The organism is Actinoplanes regularis, from assembly GCF_900188005.1.
In the GTDB taxonomy this organism is placed as follows: Bacteria; Actinomycetota; Actinomycetes; order Mycobacteriales; family Micromonosporaceae; genus Actinoplanes; species Actinoplanes regularis.
Window position 1 is genome coordinate 260436 of record NZ_FZNR01000006.1, and the last position, 19712, is coordinate 280147.

Annotated in this window: 21 protein-coding genes; 5 read left to right on the forward strand and 16 right to left on the reverse strand. The window is 71.3% G+C overall.

Features of this window, described 5'->3' with window-relative positions:
- Position 1: 1 nt before the first annotated feature.
- The 6 genes from CHC09_RS18740 to CHC09_RS18765 all read right to left on the reverse strand — a co-directional run bounded on the left by CHC09_RS18740 (position 2) and on the right by CHC09_RS18765 (position 4601).
- Positions 2–637, reverse strand: coding sequence for a NeuD/PglB/VioB family sugar acetyltransferase (locus CHC09_RS18740; RefSeq protein ID WP_089294423.1), 636 nt, complete (start codon positions 635–637; stop codon positions 2–4).
- A complete protein-coding gene (locus CHC09_RS18745; RefSeq protein ID WP_275407880.1) occupies positions 630–1277 on the reverse strand; it encodes a sugar transferase in 648 nt (215 codons plus the stop codon). The genes CHC09_RS18740 and CHC09_RS18745 overlap by 8 nt, the downstream gene beginning before the upstream one ends.
- Positions 1274–2416 carry a DegT/DnrJ/EryC1/StrS family aminotransferase gene (locus CHC09_RS18750; RefSeq protein WP_089294424.1) on the reverse strand — a complete coding sequence of 381 codons (1143 nt, stop codon included), beginning with the start codon at positions 2414–2416 and terminating at the stop codon, positions 1274–1276. The genes CHC09_RS18745 and CHC09_RS18750 overlap by 4 nt, the downstream gene beginning before the upstream one ends.
- Positions 2417–2514: 98 nt before the next feature.
- Positions 2515–2817, reverse strand: a complete 303-nt coding sequence (locus CHC09_RS18755; protein ID WP_143232414.1) for a hypothetical protein — start codon at positions 2815–2817, stop codon at positions 2515–2517.
- 76 nt (positions 2818–2893) lie between these two features.
- Positions 2894–3541 carry a DedA family protein gene (locus tag CHC09_RS18760; RefSeq protein WP_179277170.1) on the reverse strand — a complete coding sequence of 216 codons (648 nt, stop codon included), beginning with the start codon at positions 3539–3541 and terminating at the stop codon, positions 2894–2896.
- 112 nt (positions 3542–3653) lie between these two features.
- Entirely contained in the window at positions 3654–4601 is a 948-nt protein-coding gene (locus tag CHC09_RS18765; protein ID WP_239138433.1) for a helix-turn-helix domain-containing protein, read from the reverse strand.
- 105 nt (positions 4602–4706) lie between these two features.
- On the opposite strand from CHC09_RS18765, the gene CHC09_RS18770 reads away from it, so the two are divergent.
- Both CHC09_RS18770 and CHC09_RS18775 read left to right on the forward strand, forming a co-directional pair.
- Complete coding sequence (locus CHC09_RS18770; RefSeq protein ID WP_089294428.1) at positions 4707–5780, forward strand: saccharopine dehydrogenase family protein; 1074 nt, start codon at positions 4707–4709, stop codon at positions 5778–5780.
- A 133-nt stretch (positions 5781–5913) separates the two neighbouring features.
- Positions 5914–6150 (forward strand): hypothetical protein, encoded by a 237-nt coding sequence (locus CHC09_RS18775; RefSeq protein WP_089294429.1) that lies wholly within the window; start codon positions 5914–5916, stop codon positions 6148–6150.
- A gap of 320 nt (positions 6151–6470) precedes the next feature.
- Here CHC09_RS18775 and CHC09_RS18780 read toward each other — a convergent pair whose 3' ends face one another.
- The 10 genes from CHC09_RS18780 to CHC09_RS18825 all read right to left on the reverse strand — a co-directional run bounded on the left by CHC09_RS18780 (position 6471) and on the right by CHC09_RS18825 (position 16247).
- Positions 6471–7631: an MFS transporter gene (locus CHC09_RS18780; RefSeq protein WP_089294430.1), complete on the reverse strand. Its 1161-nt coding sequence runs from the start codon at positions 7629–7631 to the stop codon at positions 6471–6473.
- Positions 7632–7746: 115 nt separating this feature from the next.
- On the reverse strand, positions 7747–8007 hold the full coding sequence (locus tag CHC09_RS45255) for a hypothetical protein (protein WP_143232415.1): 261 nt from the start codon (positions 8005–8007) through the stop codon (positions 7747–7749).
- A 46-nt stretch (positions 8008–8053) separates the two neighbouring features.
- Entirely contained in the window at positions 8054–8698 is a 645-nt protein-coding gene (gene lexA / locus CHC09_RS18785) for a transcriptional repressor LexA (RefSeq protein WP_089294431.1), read from the reverse strand.
- Between the two features lie 328 nt (positions 8699–9026).
- Positions 9027–10820 carry a ribosomal eL19 family protein gene (locus CHC09_RS47670; protein ID WP_244911605.1) on the reverse strand — a complete coding sequence of 598 codons (1794 nt, stop codon included), beginning with the start codon at positions 10818–10820 and terminating at the stop codon, positions 9027–9029.
- Positions 10821–11125: 305 nt separating this feature from the next.
- Positions 11126–11821 carry a cupredoxin domain-containing protein gene (locus CHC09_RS18800; RefSeq protein ID WP_089294432.1) on the reverse strand — a complete coding sequence of 232 codons (696 nt, stop codon included), beginning with the start codon at positions 11819–11821 and terminating at the stop codon, positions 11126–11128.
- A 182-nt stretch (positions 11822–12003) separates the two neighbouring features.
- A complete protein-coding gene (locus CHC09_RS18805) occupies positions 12004–12900 on the reverse strand; it encodes a hypothetical protein (RefSeq protein WP_089294433.1) in 897 nt (298 codons plus the stop codon).
- Entirely contained in the window at positions 12897–13967 is a 1071-nt protein-coding gene (locus CHC09_RS18810) for a hypothetical protein (RefSeq protein WP_089294434.1), read from the reverse strand. The genes CHC09_RS18805 and CHC09_RS18810 overlap by 4 nt, the downstream gene beginning before the upstream one ends.
- A gap of 258 nt (positions 13968–14225) precedes the next feature.
- Positions 14226–14567 carry an L-rhamnose mutarotase gene (locus tag CHC09_RS18815; protein WP_089294435.1) on the reverse strand — a complete coding sequence of 114 codons (342 nt, stop codon included), beginning with the start codon at positions 14565–14567 and terminating at the stop codon, positions 14226–14228.
- 17 nt (positions 14568–14584) lie between these two features.
- Positions 14585–14950, reverse strand: coding sequence for an Mth938-like domain-containing protein (locus CHC09_RS18820; protein WP_089294585.1), 366 nt, complete (start codon positions 14948–14950; stop codon positions 14585–14587).
- Positions 14951–15332: 382 nt separating this feature from the next.
- Positions 15333–16247 (reverse strand): LysR family transcriptional regulator, encoded by a 915-nt coding sequence (locus CHC09_RS18825; RefSeq protein WP_089294436.1) that lies wholly within the window; start codon positions 16245–16247, stop codon positions 15333–15335.
- 70 nt (positions 16248–16317) lie between these two features.
- On the opposite strand from CHC09_RS18825, the gene CHC09_RS18830 reads away from it, so the two are divergent.
- The 3 genes from CHC09_RS18830 (at position 16318) to CHC09_RS18840 (ending at position 19570) form a co-directional block, all read left to right on the forward strand.
- Positions 16318–17157, forward strand: a complete 840-nt coding sequence (locus CHC09_RS18830; protein ID WP_089294437.1) for an SDR family NAD(P)-dependent oxidoreductase — start codon at positions 16318–16320, stop codon at positions 17155–17157.
- A 145-nt stretch (positions 17158–17302) separates the two neighbouring features.
- The gene (locus CHC09_RS18835; RefSeq protein WP_239138431.1) at positions 17303–18739 is read left to right on the forward strand and encodes an NAD(P)/FAD-dependent oxidoreductase; all 1437 of its coding nucleotides are present in this window, start codon (positions 17303–17305) and stop codon (positions 18737–18739) included.
- Positions 18740–18922: 183 nt separating this feature from the next.
- On the forward strand, positions 18923–19570 hold the full coding sequence (locus CHC09_RS18840; protein WP_089294438.1) for a thymidine kinase: 648 nt from the start codon (positions 18923–18925) through the stop codon (positions 19568–19570).
- The last annotated feature ends 142 nt before the right edge of the window (positions 19571–19712 follow it).

Below are 19712 nucleotides of genomic sequence, written 5' to 3' on the forward strand. Positions count from 1 at the left end.
TCTACACCGCCGGCACGCCTTTGACGGTCGTCCCCGCGGCCACGTCGCGGACGACGCAGGCGTTGGCACCGACCCTTGACCCGTCGCCGACGGTCCGGCCCTCGAGCACCGAAGCGTTGGAGCCGATCAGCACGTCCCGTCCGACGCGGCAGTTCCCGGCTATCGCCGCGAGCGGGTTGACCTGGATGCAATCCCCGAGGACCGTGTCGTGGCCGACTGTCGCGTTCTGGTTCAGGTGCACATGCCGGCCCAGCGTCACGTTCGTGGTGACCCGGGCCCCGGCGCACACCACGACGCCGTCGGCCAGGTCATTGGCCAGGCCGACGGTCGCCGCCGGGTGGACGAGCCGGGCCGCGGGCCGGCCGAACGGCGCTAATTCGGCGGCGATCCGGGCACGCACACGCGGGTCGCCGATGCCGATGACGTAGTGCGCGTCGAGCTCCGCCAGTTGGACGTTGCGCCCCAGCCAGGGGACGCCGAGCCGATCCAGGCAGCGCAGGTTCGCCTCCGACGGGGCGTCGTCGAGGAAACCCAGGATCTTCCAGGGAACGCCGTCGGCCTCGTTGATCGCCGCAACGACGCCGAAGACCTCCCGGCCGTGACCCCCGCATCCCACGACGACGATGGGTTCAGGCACCGTTCTGCTCCTTCTCGCCGGGCTGGCGCGTGCCGGTGAACTGGGGCATCGTCGACTCGCCCGGGGCCGTGATGCCCTCGCGGCGCAACAGGGTCAGGACGGTTCTCACGCAGATCTTCGCGTTCAGGGTCAGGGACCGGTTGTCGACGTACCAGACGTCGATCGCCAGCCGGTCCTCCCAGCTCAGCGCGTTGCGGCCGCTCACCTGCGCGAGCCCGGTGATGCCCGGCCGGACGAGATGACGGCGGGCCTGCTCCGGCGTGTACAGGTCGAGGTAGTGCATCAGCAACGGCCGTGGCCCGACCAGGCTCATGTCCCCGCGGAGCACGTTCCAGAGCTCCGGCAGCTCGTCCAGACTGGTCGCGCGCAGCGCCCGGCCCAGCCCGGTGAGCCGGTCGCCGTCGCTGATCAGACCGCGTGCCTCGTCCACGTCCAGCATCGTGCGGAACTTGACCAGGGTGAACGGCCGGCCGTGCAGGCCCGGCCGCTGCTGGCGGAACAGCACCGGCCGGCCGAGCCGGTTCGCGACCACACCGGCGACCACGGACAGGACCGGAGAGAGGACGACCAGGGCGGCACCGGAGACGACGACGTCTATCGCGCGCTGCACGGCGTCGGTGGTGTGGGGCGAGAGTCTCACCGGCGGCCGTCCAGGAACTCGGTGATCTCGTCGAGCACCCGCCGGACCTGGCCGTCGGCGAGCACGGAACCACTGGGCAGGACCAGGCCGTCGTCGAACAGGTGCTCGGCGGCGCCGGTCAGGGCGGCCCGGGAGCCGGCGAAGACCGGCTGGAGATGCATCGGCTTGAAGACCGGCCGGGTCTCCACGTTGCGCGCCGCCAGGTGCGCGGCCAGGTCCCGGGCGGACCAGCCGGCCCGCTCCGGGTCGACGACGACACCGGTGAGCCAGCAGTTCGCCCCCGGGTCGTCGCCGCTCAGCAGGCGCACGCCGTCGAGGTTCGCGAAGACCTTGGCGTACCCGTCGCGGATGGTCCGGCGGCGTTCGATCATCTCGTCCAGGCGGCACAACTGGGCGCGGCCCAGCGCGGCCAGCAGATTGCTCAGCCGGTAGTTGTAGCCGATCTCGGCGTGCTCGTAGTGCGCCACCGGCAGCCGCGCCTGGCTGGCCAGGTTGCGCGCCCGCGTGGCCAGTCCGGGGTCGGCGGTGAGCAGCATGCCGCCGCTGGACGTCGTCATGATCTTGTTGCCGTTGAACGACAGCGCCGCCGCCCAGCCGAACGAGCCGGCCGCCCGGCCGCGGTATGCGGCACCGAGCGCCTCGGTGGCGTCCTCGATCAGCGGGACACCGTACCGGTCGCAGAGCGGCAGGATCCGGTCGTAGTCGGCGCAGAACCCGTAGAGGTCGACGGTCAGCACCGCGCGCACCGGCGCGCCCTCCGCGCTCAACTCGGCGAGCAGGCCGGACAGCACGTCGGGGTCGAGGTTGCCGGTGACCGGGTCGCAGTCGGCGAAGACCGGCGTCGCGCCGGTGTAGACGACGGCGTTCGCGGTGGCCGCGAACGTGAGGGTCGGCACGACGACGACGTCGCCGGGACCGGCACCGGCCCCGATCAGGGCCAGGTGCAGCGCGGACGTTCCCGAGTTGACGGCGACCGCGTGCGGCACGCCCACCCGGTCGGCGATCTCACGCTCGAACCGGTCGAGATCGGGCCCGGCCGGGGCGACCCAGCCGGAGCGGAGGGCGGCCATCACATATTCCTGCTCCAGCGGCCCGACATCGGGAGCAGACAGCAGAACAGCCTGATCGTCGGCAAGCATCTCCCACCACCCAGACGGCCTGGCACCAGGGGGAATGCGTTCGGCTCGACGTGCTTGCCTGCCATGCTAGCCCGCGCCGGTTGCCGGCGCGGGCTGCGTCAGTTGTTCGCCCAGGGCGGCGTGTAGGCGCTGAACACCGCGAACGCGCCGACGGCCAGCGCCAGACCGAGGCCGATCAGAACGCCGACACCGATCGCCTTGAACCGCGGGTTGTTCGCCAGGATCGCGCCGACCGACGCGGTGATCGGCGTGATGCAGCATCCCCCGGTGCCGTAGAAGTAGGCCCACTGATGGGGGTCGTCGGTGTCGGTCCACAACCGGTCGGCGGCGAGCAGGCCGAGACCGACGTGCAACGCGAGCACCAGAACACCGACCAGCACCGCCATTGATCCTTTAGCCACACGGGAACGTTAGTCGCACCCGCCCGTCCAGGCACGTGGGGTGGGTGCCCCGTTCCGGCCCGACCGTCGCAAATCACTACAAAGACGTCACCCCTTGCCGGCGACGGCCGCGATCCCCACCCGGCGCAGCGGTCCGATCACGCGACTCCCGCCCCCGCTGCACCAGCATCGCGGCCAGCGTCACCACGCCCGCGCCGAGCCACGCGGCCGCGAAGCCGGCCAGCGGCCGGTCCGCGAACACCACACCGCCGGCATACCCGAGCAGGGCGCTCTGCGTCGCCCAGACGACCGCGCCCACGACCGTGAACCCCGCGTAGCGCCGCGCCGGATAACCCACCGCACCGGCCGTGAACGCGGTCGCCGAGCGGGCCCCCGGAACGTACCGGCCGAGAATGATCAGCGGTCCGCCGTGCCGCCGCATGACCGCCGACACCCAGTCGTGGATCGCCGCCCCGCGCCGGCCACCGCGCAGCCGGCGCGTGACCCCGGGACCGCTGCGGTGCCCGATCAGATAGGCGAGGCCGTCCCCGCACAGCACCCCGGCCGCCGCCGCGAGAATCACCCAGATCAGCAGCGGCCGGCCGGTCCCGGCCACCCCGACACCGACCGCCACGATGATCGTCTCACTCGGGATGAACGGCAGAATCACATCGAACATGGCCGCGGCCAGCACGACCACCAGCACCCAGCGGCTGGTGGCCAGCAGATCGACGTACTGCGACATCGGCACCTCCCCGCCGCGCCGAGATTCGCATCCCCGGATGACATCCACGGATACGCCGGACGTCACCGCACACAACATCGTTCTGCCGACTTCGGCCGGCGTCCGCCGCGCTCTAGGCCCGGAACGTCTGGCGGTAGGTGTCCGGCGGCACGCCGACCGTACGGTGGAAGTGGCGGCGCAGGGTCGTCGCGGTGCCCAGGCCGGCGGCCGAGGCGATGGCGTCGACGCTGTCGCCGGTCGTCTCCAGCAGTTCCTGCGCGCGACGGATCCGCTGCGTCAGCAGCCACTGCAGCGGGGTGGTTCCGGTGACCGAGTGAAAATGCCGGGTCAGCTGGCGGGCGCTCAGGTTGGACCGGCGGGCCAACTGCTCCACGGTGAGCGGCTGATCCAGCCGTTGCATCACCCAGGGAAGCAGGCCGGCCAGGGGATGGTCGTCCCGAGCTCGCACCGGGGTGGTGACGAACTGGGCCTGGCCGCCCGCCCGGTGCGGCGGCACGACCAGCCGGCGGGCGGCGATGTTGGCGATCGCCGAGCCGTGGTCGCGGCGGACCAGGTGCAGGCACAGGTCCATCGCCGCTGCCTTGCCCGCCGAGGTGAGCACGCTTCCGTTGTCGACGTAGAGCACGTCCGGGTCGACCGTCACCCGGGGAAAGCGGGCGGCGAGGGCGCCGGTGTGCGCCCAGTGGGTGGTCGCGCGCAGGCCGTCCAGCAGGCCGGCCGCGGCGAGCGCGAACACGCCCGTGCAGAGCGAGACCACCCGCGCGCCGGACTCGTGGGCGACGCGTACCGCCTCGACCAGGTCGGCCGGCGGGGGCTGATCGACGTCCGCCAGTCCGGGAACGATCACGGTGTCGGCGGCCGCCAGGACGTCCAGTTCAGAGTCCGGCTCGAGCAGGAACCGTCCGAGCCGGATGGCGTGCGGGCCGCAGACCCGGACGTCGTACCAGGGGCCGGGCACGGCGTCAGGCTTGGTGCCGAAGACCTCGTAGGCCAGCGCCAGCTCGAAGTGCAGCATCCCGTCGGTGGCGGCGATCGCGACGGAGTGCGGGGTGGGGGTCATGTCGGAAATTGTATGGGTCATGTCGTTCCAGACACTGGTCGCTGTCCCGCCGTCCAAAGAAGAATTCCCGGCAGCGGAACACTTCAAGCATGTGGGAGCAGGGACATGGCAACGCATCGAAACGTCGCGGTGTACGGCGCGTACGGGCACACCGGCCGATTCGTCGTCGCCGAGCTGCGGGAACGTGGGTACGCCCCGCTGCTGCTCGGCCGGGATCGGGACAAGCTGCAAGCCATGTCGCAGAGCTTCCCGGGCGCGCCGCAGCCGTCCTCGGCCAGGTATTTGGAAGCGCTGCGGCCGGCCCCGGTCGACGACCCGGAGGCGCTGGACCGGGCGCTGGACGGCGCGGAGGCGGTGATCAACACCGCGGGGCCGTTCGCCAGCACGGCCGGCCCGGTGATCGAGGCCGCCCTGCGCGCCGGCATCCCCTACATCGACGTGGCGGCCGAGATCGAGGCGAACGTCGACACCTTCACGCACTTCGCGGAGCGCGCCCGCGCCGCGGGCACCGTGGTGCTGCCGGCGATGGCCTTCTACGGCGGCCTCGGCGACCTGCTGGTCACCACCGCGATGGGTGACTGGAGCTCGGCCGACGAGGCGCACATCGCCTACGGGCTCAGCAGTTGGCACCCCACCGGCGGCACCCTGGCCGCGGGCGCGGTCTCGGCGCGGCGACGCGGCGGCCGCCGGATCCGCTACACCGGCGGAGAGCTGCGCTACCACGACGACGCGCTGCCGACCGTGGAGTGGCCGTTCCCGGCACCGCTCGGCACCCGGAGCGTCCTCAGCGAGTTCACCATGGCCGACGTCGTCACCGTCCCCAGCCACCTGGCCATCCCGGAGGTGCGCACCTACATGACCACCAACGCGGCCTCGGACCTGTTCTCGCCCGACCCGACGGCGCCGACCGCCGTCGACGAGCGGGGCCGATCCGCGCAGACCTTCGTGGTCGACGTCGTCGTCCGCTCCGCCGGAGCGGAACGCCGTCTGGTCGCCACGGGTCAGGACATCTACGCGATCAGCGCGCCGCTCGCGGTGGAGGCCGTCGAACGCATCCTGACCGGACGCACCCGGGCCGTGGGTGTCGCCTCCGCCGGTGCGCTCTTCGACGCCCCCGGCTTCCTCGACGCCCTCTCCGCGCACCTCACGGTGCACACACCGGCCGCCGCCCTCGGCTGACCCCACCATCGGGATCGACCCGGGCACGAGCCCAAGACACAGGTGATCCACAGGTGCGATCGGGGCAAGCCGGGCCTGCTCCGGGCGATAGGTGCGGGCGAACGGACACCACCCACAGCCTCCAGGAGTCCCGATGGATGCCACCAGCTCGGCGAACAACGCCAAGACACAGCTCGTCCAGTACCAGCAGCAGCTGGCAAAAGACCTCGCGGCCAAGGCCACCGCCAAGGTCATCGCCGCCGACCGGGCAGCTGTGACCAAGGCCGAGCAGGCGGTGCAGCAGGCCAAAAACTCCACTGTGGCCACCACGAGCACGTCCAGAACAGCAGCGACCGGTTCCATGGGAACAACCGTGGACGTCACAGTCTGAAGCCAGCACCTCACACGACGACAGGACCGTGGGCGACGGCCCGAGACCGGCGCCCGACAGCGTGGCACGCGCCGAGCGGGCCCGGGCCGAGGCCGTTCAGGCCCTGCGCGCGGCCTGCCCGAACCCGGTGCGCCACACTGCGACAGGACCACGAGCGACGGTCTCAGGCCGACCCCTCACACCGCGATCGTCTTAGGTCGGCGCCCACACGGCGATCGCCTTAGATCAACGCCTCACACCGCGATCGCCTTAGGCCGACGCCTCACACCGCGATCGCCTCGGATCAACGCCCCACACCGCGATCGCCTTAAGCCGACGCCTCACACGATGACGGGACGGCGGGCGAAGGATGCCACGGACATTGCGGCGACCGCGAGGAGGCCGGCGACCGGAGCGAAGGCGAAACCATGCCGGATGGAGTCGGCGACCAGCGAGCCGGTGACCGCCGCACCGGCCGCGCTGCCCACCGTGAACGCCGTGATGATCCAGGCGAACGCCTCCACCGCCGTGCCGGGCGGGGTCAGCCGGTCCGCGGTCAGGAAGACCGCGGTGAGCACCGGCGGCAGCGAAACCCCGGAGACCGCGAGCAGCACGGCCATCAGCGCGGGCTCGGGCACCACTAGCAACGGTACGAACCCAGCGGCCAGCGCCGCGGTGACCAGCGGCAACCGGGACGGGCCACCCGGGCGGGCGCGCATGTAGAGCAGGCCGCCGAGCAGCGCCCCGGCCGCCTGGGCGGCGAGCAGCCAGCCGCTCAGCGAACGGTTCCCGGCGTTCTCGGCGTAGCCGGTGACCACGACCGGAAGGCTGCCGATGGCGGCGCCGGCGCAGACCACACCGAGCAGGATGACGACGAAGCGGGACGCCCGCAGCGGCCCCGCCCAGTGCCGGTCCACGGCCACGCCGCGCCAGGTGCGAACCGCCGGCGTCGACGCGAACACCGCCACGCCGGCCAGTTGCAGCAGCGCGGCGGCGGCAAGACCGGCGGACGGGCCGGCGACCCCCACCGCGAGCAGGGTGACCAGCGGGCCGGTCACATAGATGACCTCCTGCACGGCGATGTCCAGCGAATACGCCGCGGCCACGGCTTCCGGGCGGACCAGGCCGGGCCAGAGGGCGCGCAGGCAGGCTTCCAGAGGCGGGGTGCCGGCCCCCGCCAGCACCGCGCCTGCCATCGTCGGCGCGACGGCGTGATCGCCGACCCCCACGAGCAGGTACCCGGCGGCGGAGAGCAGTGCGGATCCCCAGAGCACCGGGGGCTGCCGCCAGCGGTCGACCACCCGGGCGAGAATCGGCGCGCTCACCGCCATCCCGGCGGTGTAGACGCCGACGACCAGCCCGGCCAAGGCCAGGCTGTGCGCCTCACGGGCGAAGAAGAGCAGGGCCAGCGGGGCGGAGGCCATCGGCAGACGTCCGGTCTGGCTGGCCACGAGGAGCCTTACGACGTACGGGGTACGAAGCAGTTCGGTGAGGGCGGACATGCGCTCTTTCGTTTCCGGGACGGGATCGGGTCGACGGAGGGCACGGCACGAAGGACGCACCCGGCGACGGAGGTCGCGGGGTCGCCGGACGTGGAGCCGAGCCGGAAAGAGCGGCTCAGGGAGCGAAATCGGCCCGATCGTGGTCAAGGCCGTAGAGCGGCAGATCAGGAGTGAACCACGCGGCGTACGCGGCGGCGACGGCTTCGAGCGGGTTCACGACGCGCAGCGTACCTAAGCAGCTGCCCGGCAGCCCAATCAGAGGCGCCGCAAGCCCGAGACGACCTTGCCGAAGCCTCCGCCGAAAGCGGATTTGGAGGCGCCGAAAGACCCGAAGCACGCCGCCGAAACAGCCGCCGAACAGCAGAGCCAGAAGCACCGAAAGACCCGAAGCACACCGCCGAAACGGCCGCCGAACAGCAGAGTCACAGGCGGCGGAAGACCGAGACGACCTTGCCGAGGATGACCGCGTCGTCGCCGGGAATCACCGCATAGTGGGCGTTCTGCGGGACCAGCTCGATGTGGCCGTCACGCCGCCGGAACGTCTTGATCGTGGCCTCGCCGTCGATCATCGCCGCGACGATCTCGCCGTTCTCCGCGACCGGCTGCTGACGGACCACGACCACGTCACCGTCACAGATGGCGGCATCGATCATCGAGTCGCCCTTGACGTTCAGCGCGAACAGCGTGCCGTGGCCGACCATCCCGACGGAGACCGTCAGGTGGTCCATCACATGCTCGTCGGCGAGGATCGGCGCACCGGCCGCGATGTCACCGAGCACCGGAATCCGGACGGCCGGATCAGCCACGACCGGATCAGCCGGAGCCGGCTCCCGCACATCGACGGCCCGCGAACCATGCGGCTGGCGCCGCAGCAGACCGTGCTGCTCCAGCACCTTGAGGTGATATGCCACCGAGGACGGCGAAACCAGCCCGACCGCGGCACCGATCTCGCGCACGGTCGGCGGGAAGCCGCGCTCCCGCACCGAATCACGGATGACCGTGAGAATGCGCTGCTGCCTGGCGCTTATCCGCGGCCGCGACCCGTCGTCACCGACGTCGACGCTCATACCGCCACCTCCGCTGCACTCCGACGTCGCCATGAGCCGGTGCGGTGGCCCCGACGTCGGCCGGTCCGGCGCCGAACCGTGGTCGCACCGCCTCGCCGGCCCGGCGAAGGTTCGTGGAGACCGCACCAGCCGGCTCGCCCGCAAGCTCGCTCATGCCGCCACCTCCACAGCGCTCCGGCACCGACACGAGCTGTTCACTGAGCTAGCCGATTCGCTCTCGAGCTCGCTCATTGCCGCACCCTACCCCAAGATTCGATCAGATGTACGAACCGTGACCGGAACCGCACGTTTGGATGATCCTGCTCCGCCTGGGCGAAGCCAAGACCCATCAGCGGACGAAGAGCAGGAACAACCCCGCCCAGGTACACCCGATCATGAAAAGCACCAGCGGAAACTCACCGGCAAGCGTGGCGAGGACCGAAATCGCCGGCTTACGCTCCGACACCGCGCCCACAGCCCCGGACGCAACAGCCGCCGGAACCACCGACACACCCCCCGACACCACGCCCACAGCCCCAGAAGCAACAGCCGCCGGAACCACCGACACACCCCCCGACACCACGCCCACAGCCCCAGAAGCAACAGCCGCCGGAACCACCGACACACCCCCCGACACCACGCCCACAGCCCCAGAAGCAACAGCCGCCGGAACCACCGACACACCCTCCGACACCACGCCCACAGCTTTGGATGTGACGGCTGCCGGGGGCGCGGTGGCGGCCAGGGCCGCGTCGTGGGCGACGATCACGCCGAGAACATGTCCTAGAAGAATCAGAGCGACCTGCGCACCGGCGATCACCGCCGGGACGGTGACAACGTTCCAGCTCGCGCCGGGCACCAGGCCCCACCCCTGGATCAGCAGCAGGAACCCGCGCGGCGCCTCGACGATCAGCAGCGAGAGGTAGTGGGCGAGGGTGTAACCCGCCGCGATCGGGATCAGGGAGGCGGCCACGTCGAGGTCGCCGGCGATTTTGCGTACGGCGACGAGAACGCCGAGGCAGACCAGCACCAGGGCGGCCGTGGCATAGAGCGCGGGATGCCCGGCCTGCTGCACGAATCCAGCCCACGCCGGCGACCCCGACGCGCTGTCGAAGATCGTCGATCCCCACCACACCGCGACGAACGCCGCCAGCCCCGCGCCGGTCACGGCGGATCCGGCGAGCGCGGGCACAGCGGCGCCAGACGATGGCGAGACCGGAAGGCCCGCCGGAAAATTTCCTACCGACGACGGCGAGGCCAGACGCGCCGCCGGAGAAGGGTCGATCGGCGACGGTGGGACCGGACAGTCCGCCGAAGAACCACCAACCGGCGACGACAAAACCGCACCGGCCGCCGAAGAACCACCGACCAACGACGACAAAACCGGAGCGGCCGCCGGAGAATCACCGACCGACGACGGCGAGACCGGAGCCACCGCCGAAGAACCACCGACCGACGACGGCGAGACCGGAGCCACCGCCGAAGAAGGGTCGATCGATGACGGTGGGGCCGGACAGTCCGCCGGAGGGGCGCCGGCCGACGACGGTGGGGTTGGAAGGCCCGTCCGGAAAGGGGCGGCGAGGCCGCTGAGCGGGACGCGCCAGCGGAGCGGGCTGAGCCGGCCGGCGAATTCGGAGTACAGCTCGAAGCAGTCGCCGCGGGCGAACCACTCCTCACCGCGCACCACGGCCATCCCGAGCTGGACGATTCCATACCCCAGCAGGCAGCAGCCGATCACCACCGGGTCGGTGCGCCGGGGCGCCACCAGTTCGAACCAGACGAACATCAGCAGCCAGAGGACGCCCGGCCAGACGCCCAGCCCGGCCCCGGGCCGGAGGCCGGCGCGCGGGAGACGCAACAGCCGGAACAGTGTGCGCAACGGGCTGACCGCCCGCCAAACCGGTCCGAACAGGACGCTGAGCGGCACCAGCCCGACCCACAGCCAGACGAACAGCGCGTGAGCCGCCGGGTTCTCCGTGCCGCGTGGCCCGAAAAGCGCGTTTCCGACCAGGTAGAGCGAGAGCAAGAGGACGACGAGCCGCAACGCCGGCAACCAACCCCCGGTCCGTACCACCCGGGCGGTGGCCCCACCCAGCCGTGGCCGGGTCCACAGCAGCGCCGCGACCAGAAAGGACAGAACCACGGTGGCCGCACCCGCTTGCAGCACCAGATCGAGCGGCAGGGGCAGATCCGACGAACTACCGACGCCGTGAGCGAGCGACGCAGGAGCCGGCGAGCCACCAGCATCCTGAGTAAGCAACACCGAAGCCCGCAACCCGGCCTCGTGAGCGAGGAACGCCGAGACCGGCGACCCACCAGCATCCTGAGCAAGCAACACCGAAGCCGACGAACCAGCCTGGTACGCGAGGAACTCCGAAGTCGGCGACCCACCAGCATCGTGAGTAAGCAACACCAGCGCCGGCGAGCCGGCAGCGTGAGCGAGCGGGCTCACTTCACCTCGAGCTGGAGCAGCAACGTGTCCGGGTGCGCCTCGACGTCGAAGAGGCCGGGGCGCGAGGCGACGAAGACGACGCACATCGACTCACCCGGCTGTACCTGATATTCCAGGTCGTAGCCGTGCACGTGGATCTCGGTTGCGGTGTCGACCGAGACGCCGAGGCGGACCTGGCCGCCGAGCGGCACGCTGACCCGCTGCGGAGCCGGGGAGGCTTTGCCGTCGCGTAGCGCGGCGTTCGCCACCACCTGATCCGGTGACGCCGACCCGCAGGCGGCCGGAGCGGCGGCCTCCGCGGCCGGAGCCTGCGCGCAGCCGGGCAGCAGGGCGAGGGCCGCCAGTAGGAACGGGACGAGCCGCAACGTGCGCCGGCTGTTTCCGGCGGGCGCGAGGGAGGGGTCGGCCGCGACCTGGGACGAGGGCGAACCGGCGGTGTGCTCCAGGGTGCGGCCGGTGGAGATCGGCCCCGGTCCGCCGAAGCCCGCCGACCGCCGGCGGCCCAGCGCCAGCACCGCCAGCTGAGCGAAGATCGCAATCGACGCCGACGACACCACCAGGACAAACGCCGCGAACAGCGCGGGAGCCGAGAGCAGGCTCGGCGCGGACATCAGCGTCTGGATGCCGAGCAGCGCGGGCACGGTCAGGAACGCCGCCGACATCAGCAGCATCGACCCGGTCAGCACCCTCATCCCCACTCCCCCAGGATCACCCGCGGCTCTGTCATGCGGGTATCTCGGCGAGTGCGGCGCGCCGCGCGACGGTGCGCAACACCGACGGCCCCCAGCCACCGGCGCAGTCATGCGAATTCCTCCACAAGCGCCGCCCACCGCGCGAAGGTGCGCAACACCGACACCCCCGGCCACCGGCGCAGTCATGCGGATTCCTCGGCGAGTGCGGCGCGCCGCGCGAGGGTGCGCAGCACCGATGCGCCGGCCACCGCGACCCCCGCGCCCAGCCCCAGGGCGAGCACAACGAGCACGCGCTCGACATTCGGTGGTCCCGCGAAGGGCAGGACGGCGCGGTGGAACGAGGTCACGTCCGGGAAGACGAAGACCGTGGTCAGCGCGGCGCCCGCGCAGACGGCGAGCAGGCCGGCGGGGCGGCCGCGTAGGGCGGTGATCGCGCCGCCCAGGATCAGCGGCCAGGCCAGCAGGTTGACGCCGGCGGCGTTGAGGAGCGTGCCGGCGAGTGGCGCCGACTCGACGGCGAGGCTGGAACCGGTCACGTGCGCGACCGACGCGGCCATCGCGACGACGCCGGCCGCTGCGAGCAGCAGGTCGGCGCGGTGCAGGCGGCGAGCGATCACGGGTACGGCCACGGCCGCCACGATAGCCAGTCCCCACCAGGGCAGCGGGTTCGGAGGTCGCTCTCCGGTGAGGACGCCGCTGACCGTGACCGCGCTGCCGTTCGCGTCGAGGACGAGCGTCCAATCCGCCGTACGACCGAAATCGATGTTTTTGCCCTCTGGGGTTGACCTTGAATCTGCCCAGGTCAAGTCGGCGCCGGAGGCGACGGTGGCCGGGGTGCCGGGGCCGCCACCGGCGCTGATCGTGACCGGTCCGCCGGTGTTGTTCGTCAGGCGTAGCCGGGCGCCGTCCTCGATCGCGACCACCTGGAGGCCCGGAATCGCCGGTGTGATCGCCACCACTGTGCTGCGCGCGTCGGTCGCGACCAGCCCGCCGGCGTGCGCCGCCGCCGGCCCGGCCGTGCCGAGAACCGTCCCGGCGACGACGGCCAGGAGCACCGCGAGACGCCGCAGCGGGGTCATTCGGGCTGCAGGTACTGGATGCCGCGGGTGACCAGGACCGTCCCGGCGCCGGTGAGCGCGGTCAGGGTGAGCAGGCCGGTCACCATGTGGATGTTCCATCCGACCGTCCCGAACTTGAGCTGCCCGACCAGCAGCACCGCACCCCACAGGACCGGCGGCGCGATCAGCCCGAGCGCGATCCACCGCCCGTTGACCGGCAGCGTGACCAGGCGGTCCGCCACCCGCAGCAGCAGCTCCAGGACCGGCGCGGCGACCGCCACGGTCAGGTGTGGCCACCAGGCCGTCTGGGAGGCGAACATCAGGTGCATGAGCAGCGCCGGAATCGAGACCAGCACGGACGGCAGACCGATCGGCAGGCGCCAGCGGCGGCCGATCATCAGGATCGGGACGAGCAGCAGGGCGGTGCTGACGAGGTAACCGTGCACGAGCTGGGCGTCGGTGGAGTAGACGTTCGGCGTCGCGTCGCCGCTGCCGAGGTGGCGGAAGCCGAGCGCGGTGGCGTGCAGCGAGTAGATGTGGATCGGCAGCACGGAGAAGAGCGCCGAGATCCCGACCAGGAACGCACCGCCGGTGCCGAGCACACGGCCGGGCGCGGTGGCCATCATCAGGGCCGGGCCCATCGCGACCAGCACCATGCCCAGGATGATGAACTCGTGGCTGGGGCTGACGAAGATCTCGAGCCGCTGCTCGATCCCGAAGATGTTGTGCCAGAGCGTGTCCACACCACCGCCGACCAGCAGGAACGCCATGCCGGCGCAGGGGATGCGCAACGCGTTGGGCAGAGCGAGCAGACTCTGGTACGTCGGGATCGCCGGCAGCCGCGATTTCATGATCCAGAGCAGCGTGAAGCCGGACGCCGCGATGCCCGAGTAGAGCACTCCGTGCCACGGGGTCCAGAACGTCTCCAGCTCGGGCGTGGTGGCGTGGGCATACGCGTCGAGCTGCAGCCCGATCACCAGCCAGGCGCTGGCGACCAGCAGCACCCACCGCTCTCGCGCGGTGAACGCGGCGAAGCCGGTGCTCGCGCCCTCCACGGACTGCGGCGGCTGATCCACGGACGTTGTCACGGTTCCCCCTCCAGATCGAATCCGGCGAAGGTAACCTACATCGCCGCTGTTACATCGCTCGATCAGCGCGCGGACTCCGAAATGGACCGGCGACCGGAATCGCCGTCCCGGAGCGGGACGACGGGCGCCGCCGGTATTCAAGCGGACAGGCGACCGCAATCGCCATCCCGGAGCGGGACGACGGGCGCCGCCGGTGTTCAGCCGAGGCGGGCGACCGCAATCGCCGCCCCGGAGCGGGACGGCGGACGACGCCGGTGTTCAGCCGAGGCGGGCGAGCTGCTCCTCGAGATGGAAGACCTGGTCGAGGACCAGCATCCCCTCGTCCGGGCGCAGCTCGCCGAGCACCGGGAAGAACTCGGCCATCGCCGCCTGCCAGCGGGCGTTGACCTCGGTGCGCGCCATCGCCTCCTGAGCGGCGGCGAAGTCGTCGGTCTCCAGGGTGCCGACGAGCAGGCCATCCGGCCGGAGGAACAGCCGGTAGTCGCGCCAGCCGGTCTCGCGCAGGGCCCGCAGCATGTCCGGCCAGACGGCGGCATGCGCCTCCCGGTAGGCGTCCAGCCTGGCGGGATCGACCTGAAGCGTGAAGCAGACGTGGGTCACCTTGTGAAACGTATCAGTCAGCAGGTGGAGTGGAACAGTCCTCCGACCGGCGTGCTCCCGGCCAGCTCGTTGTAGATCCGCACCGCCTCCTCGGTCCCGGCGACCCGCACCTCGACGTCCCGCTCCCGGAGCAGTTCCGTCGTCGCCGGATCCACCTGCAGCACCAGGTCCATCCCGCGGGACAGCACGATCGTGGTGGCGCCGTGTTCCAGCAACTCCTCGACATCGGCGGGCTGGATCCCGGGCTTGTGCCGGGTCCCGGTCTCGTTCCAGTCCCAGGGCCGGCCGCCGCCGGGCCACAGCTTGAAGTCCTTGCCCTCGGGCAGCCCTTCGACCTGCATCCTTCCCCACGAGATCGCCAGTACCTTGGGCGAGTCCACCATCGTCATCCCCTTCCGAGACACGTGAATCCCATACTTCCGAACCCGTAAACCTCACACACCGTCCCGAGTGGCCGGCTCCGCCCTCGGTTCCAGCTCCAGCGCAACCCGACCCCACCCCACCCGGGCCGAATCCAACCCCGGGCCGACCCCATTACAGGCCGACCCCACCGCAACCCGACCCCGGGCCGAATCCAACCCCGGGCCGACCCCATTACAGGCCGAGCCCACCGCAACCCGGCCCCGGGCCGACTCCAGCGCAGGCTGACTCCAGCGCAAGCCAGCCTCATCCCGGGCCGACCCCACGCCCGGCCGGCCCCAGCGCAGGCCGAGCCCGCCCCGGGCCAGTTTCGGCAGCCCAGTCCGGCGGCCTCTCAGGCCCGTGTCAGCTTCCCGTGGCCGCCGCGGCCTCGAGCGCCTCCGCCAACCGCGCCGCCGGCGCCGGCAGCGGATCGTACAACCAGGCCAGCGTCATCCGCCGACCCTCGTCCGGCCCGCCGCGAACCGGCAGCACCCGCACCCCGGCCGGCACCATCCCGGCCAGCACCGGCGGGATGGTGGTGAGCCCGCACCCGGCGGCGACCAGGTGCAGCTTCGCCAGCCAGTCACGGGCGACGTGCGCGACCACCGGCCGTTCATCGAGCCCCGGCCACACGCCCATCAGCCGCTCGCCCCCGGAGCTATGGCCGCCGATCCACTCCTGTCCGCGCAGGTCAGCCACGTCCACGAACGATCCACCGGCCAGCGGGTGCGTGGCCGGCACCGCCACCATCAGGCTGCGGTCGGTCAGCACCCGGGTCCGCAACGGCGGCCCGTCCGTGTCCGGCGGCCGGTGCGGTGGTTCGGTGGCGATCACCGCCAGGTCCACACTGCCCGCACGCAGGGCACGGATCAGCGCCGGCGTGGATCCTTCGCGGCTGGTCACGGTCACCGCTGGATGCGTGCGCCGCAACTCGGCCAGCGCCTGTGGCACCAGCCCGGTGCCGGCACTGGTGAACCACCCGAGCCGCACCCGGCCGCCCGCGCCCGGCAGCCCGGCCAACTCCCGTGCCGCCGCTTCGACCTGCTCAGCCACCGCGACCGCACGGCGCAGCACGATTTGGCCTGCGGTGGTGAGCCGGACGCCCTCGTGCCGCCTCTCCAGCAGGTCCGCCCCCACGGCCCGCTCGAGCGTCGCAATCTGCCGGGACACCGCCGATTGCGTGTAGCCGAGAGCGACCGCAGCGGCGGTGAACGTGCCCCGCTCCGCCACCTCCCGGAACACCCGCAAAGCTACCAGTGACGCGTCGGTGATTGCCATGACTTCTACTCATACCAGGTATGAGTAAATCTCGTTGGCCGCATGGCCGCGACCTGCCTAGCTTTGCCGCATGACTTCACGCATCGCCCTGGTCACCGGGGCTACACAGGGCCTCGGGGCGGCGCTCGCCGCCGGCCTGGCACAACGAATGGCGCCCACCGACACCGTCTATCTGACCGGCCGCGACGCGGCCCGGGTGGGTGCGGTGGTCAGGTCCCTTCCGGCTTTTTCCGCGAGGGTCCGCGGCGAGGTGCTCGACGTTTCCGACCCCGAGTCGGTCACCCGGCTCGCCACCGAGTTGACCGGCCGGCACGGCGGGGTCGACATCGTCTTCAACAACGCGGTGATGCGCGTCGGCCCGGACGACGACCCAAAGTCGATCATCAAGGAGTACGTGGAGGTCAACAACTTCGGCACCACCCGGGTGCTGCGGGCCTTCGCTCCCCTGCTGCGCGACGGCGGCCGCCTGATCGTGGTGGCCAGTTCGCTCGGCACCCTGAAGTTCCTGGCCCCAGCACTGCACGACCACTTCGACGACCTGCCCTCGCTCGACGCCGTGGACGCCGCCACCGCCGCCTGGCGTGACCAGGTCGTCGATGGCCGGGCCCGGGCCGGCGCCTGGCCCGGCTTCGTCAACATCCCGTCCAAGATCGCCCAGGTCGCCGCGGTCCGTGCACTGGCCCTCGAGCGCCGCCGACAGGATGTCGAGCGCGGCATTCTGCTGGCCTCGGTCTGCCCCGGCATGATGAACACCCCGACCTCGGCCCTGTGGTGGGACGTCAGCGCCGCCCCCACCCCGGAACAGGCGGCCGGCCCGCTGCTCTCACTCGCGCTCGACCCGGTCGAGCCCGGTCACTACGGCGAACTGATCCGCGACGGCGCCGTCCTGCCCTGGCGCCCCGCCGGCTGACAGCTCAGCAACCGCTCAGCACCACACGCGCAGAGTGCTCCTCGGGCCCCTGGTGAGAACCCGCACGTGAGTGGTCATTTTCACGGCATGCGGGTATGCGAAGTGCGTTGTACTAAACGGACAGACTCCGGATGGGAGCAGGGCAATGACTCAGGCAGGTCACCGCCACCGCGTGGTCGTGGTGGGAGCCGGTTTCGGCGGGCTCTTCGCGATCAAGGCTTTGCGCAGGGCTCCGGTCGACATCACCCTCATCAACGGCACGGCCTATCACCTCTTCCAGCCGCTGCTCTACCAGATGGCGACCGGGATCCTCTCCGAGGGCGAGATCGCCCCGCCGATCCGCGAGGTGCTCAAGCGGCAGAAGAACGTCGACGTCCGGCTCGGCTGGGTGACGGATGTCGACGTCGAGAAGAAGGTCGTCTCGGTGTCCGGCCCCGGCATCGAGTACACCGTGGGGTACGACACGCTGATCGTCGCGGCCGGCGCCTCGCAGTCGTACTTCGGCAACGACGAGTTCGCGGACCACGCGCCCGGCATGAAGAGCGTCGACGACGCCCTCGAGCTGCGCGCCCGGATCTTCGGCGCGTTCGAGGTTGCCGACTTGCACACCGACCCGGAGACGATCCAGCGCTGGCTGACCTTCGTGATCGTCGGCGCCGGTCCGACCGGGACCGAGCTGGCCGGCCAGATCGCCGAGCTGGCGCACCGGACGCTGCCGGGGCAGTACAAGCACATCGACCCGCGGCAGGCCCGGATCATCCTGGTGGACGCGATCGGGGCGGTGCTCAACACGTTCGGCGACCATCTCTCCGCCGGCGCCCAGCGGCAGTTGGAGAAGCTCGGCGTCGAGGTGAAGCTGAACACCAAGGTGGTCGGCGTGGACTCGACCGGCATCGAGGTGGAGGACCCGGACGGCCGGCACCGCATCGAGTCGATCACCAAGGTGTGGGCGGCCGGCGTCGCCGCGCCGCCGCTGGCCCGCAAGCTCGCCGAGGCGGCCGGGGCGAAGACCGACCGGGCCGGGCGGGTGTTCGTGGAGAAGGACACGTCACTGCCCGGGCACCCGGAGGTCTTCGTGCTCGGCGACATGATGAACCTGGCCGGTCAGGACGGGAAGCCGTTGCCCGGGGTGGCGCAGGTCGCCATCCAGAGCGGCCGGCACGCCGCCGACCAGATCAAGCGACGGCTCAGCGGGAAGGAGGCCGGGCAGCCTTTCAAGTACTTCGACAAGGGCAGCCTGGCGACGATTTCCCGGTTCTCCGCGGTGGCCAGCATCGGCAAGATTCGGCTCTCCGGCTTCCCGGCCTGGCTGGTGTGGGTGGCGGTGCACCTGTTCTACCTGGTCGGCTTCAAGAACAGGGTGACCGCGGTGCTGCACTGGGCGGTCAGCTTCATCGGGCGCGGGCGCTCGGAGCGGGTGGCCACTCAGCAGCAGGCCTTCGCCCGGCGTGCGATCCGGGCCTACGGCGACCCGTTCGAGCGGGAGCGCGTGGCGGCCGTCACCGCCCATCGGAGGGAGAACGGAGCCGTGCCACCCCGGACGCCGGAGGTAGCGCGGGAGCCCCTGAGCGTTCGAGAGTGACAGTCGGGTGGATCGGGGCCGGCGCGGGACAAAGCGCCGGCCCGGCGGGCACCGCGACCGGCCGTTACGGCATTCCTCGCCCGTCAGGTGTCCAGCACCTCATCGTCGACCGGCGGTAACCAGGAGTTCGATGACCAGGTAGCGTGTACCGGCCCCGCCGAATAGAGAAAGAGGCCCCGATTGATGCCGGTCACCGCCGCGACCGTCCTGGCAACTAGGCAGCCGGCGTTGGCCCCGGTCTTCGGGACCCTGACCCTCTTCACCGGCCGGATGGGCTCGGGCAAGAGCACCCTGGCGCTGCAGAACGCGTTCAACCGCCGCCAGGCCGGCCGTCCCGGGGTGCTGCTGACCAGCCAGGACCGGGCCGGCGAGGGGATCATGTCGTCCCGGCTCGGGGTGACCGCGGACGCCGTCGAGGTGAACGCGACGATGGATCTGGTCACGCTGGTCAACAAGCGTGTCCCGGCCGGTGGTTTCGTGATCGTCGACGAGGCGCAGTTCCTCACGCCGGAGCAGGTGGAGCAGCTGGCCTGGTCGGCCGACGAGATGAGCGTCGACATCGACTGCTACGCGATCACGACGGATTTCCTGTCCCGGCTCTTCCCGGGCGCGCAACGACTGGTCGAGCTCGCCGATGTGATCGTTCCGCTGCAGGTCGAGGTGACCTGCTGGTGCGGCCGCCCGGGCCGGCAGAACGCCCGGATCGTCGACGGGCAGGTGGCCCGGGCCGGTGAGCAGGTCGCCGTCGGCGACACGACCGAGACGTCCGCGGTCTCCTATCGGGTGCTGTGCCGCCGCCACTGGCGCAACGGCGAGCCCGGCACAGCCTGACGGCCGGGAGTCCGGCGAGACACGCCGCCTAGCGCCAGGCCGACATAGATTCCGGCGGGGCACGACGCCGAGACCGGACCGACGCCGGGCCGACATCGATTCCGGCGTACGCGATAAAGCCGGCTCAAGCTGTTCCGGCGTT